The sequence below is a fragment of the Sphaerisporangium sp. NPDC088356 genome (assembly GCF_040685555.1).
Taxonomy (GTDB): domain Bacteria; phylum Actinomycetota; class Actinomycetes; order Streptosporangiales; family Streptosporangiaceae; genus Sphaerisporangium.
Genome location: NZ_JBFBIK010000298.1, coordinates 1 through 1,011, shown reverse-complemented (window position 1 = coordinate 1,011; position 1,011 = coordinate 1). Strand labels below are relative to the sequence as shown.

The 1,011-nt window shown below is 36.1% G+C and carries 1 protein-coding gene; it reads left to right on the top strand.

Going from position 1 to position 1,011, the window contains the following annotated elements; all coding sequences use genetic code 11:
* Positions 1-213 precede the first annotated feature (213 nt).
* Positions 214-894: an IS6 family transposase gene (locus tag AB0O34_RS37050; RefSeq protein WP_363923708.1), complete on the top strand. Its 681-nt coding sequence runs from the start codon at positions 214-216 to the stop codon at positions 892-894.
* Positions 895-1,011: the final 117 nt, after the last annotated feature.

The following is a 1,011-nucleotide window of genomic DNA, read 5'->3' as shown; positions in this document are numbered from 1 at the left end:
CAGAGTTTGCGTTCTTATATTAGTGAAATAGCAAGGAGAGTCTTTATGCAAGTAACAGGAAAAACTAAAACTGGTGAGGAAAAACAGTTGACAGTTGAAATTCGTGATGTTGAAATCGTGAAACCTAAGATTGAGAAATCGGTTCTGTTGCAAAGTTTTCTGATAAGTCTATTTTAGTGTAAAATGAATAAAAATGACAGCGAGGATATATCAATGAACTATTTTAAAGGTAAACAATTTCAAAAAGATGTGATTATTGTCGCTGTTGGTTATTACCTGCGTTACAATCTAAGCTATCGTGAAATTCAAGAACTCCTTTATGATCGTGGGATTAACGTTTGTCACACAACTATTTATCGTTGGGTACAAGAATACGGTAAAGTCCTCTATCATCTCTGGAAAAAGAAAAATAGACAATCCTTTTATTCGTGGAAAATGGACGAAACTTATATTAAAATTAAAGGGAAGTGGCATTATCTCTATCGTGCAATCGACTCAGAAGGCATGACACTGGATATTTGGCTACGCAAGAAACGGGATACTCAAGCTGCTTATGCGTTCTTGAAACGACTACATAAACAGTTTGGTCAACCAAGAGTAATTGTCACGGATAAAGCGCCCTCTATTGGTTCTGCATTTAGAAAGTTACAGAGTAACGGTTTATATACTAAGACAGAGCATCGAACCGTGAAGTATCTCAATAACCTCATTGAGCAAGACCATCGACCAATCAAACGACGCAATAAATTTTATCGAAGTCTACGAACTGCCTCAACCACGATTAAGGGCATGGAAACAATTCGAGGAATATACAAAAAGAACCGAAGAAATGGAACGCTCTTCGGCTTTTCGGTATCTACTGAAATTAAAGTTTTGATGGGTATACCAGCATAGTCAAAGTATCAGAATTGGACTTTTGTACTCAGTATTGAAACTTTGCAACAGAACCAAATTTTTTTCAGAAATGTTATAATGGTAATAAAAATATAAGGGCGGGATCATCAATGTGGC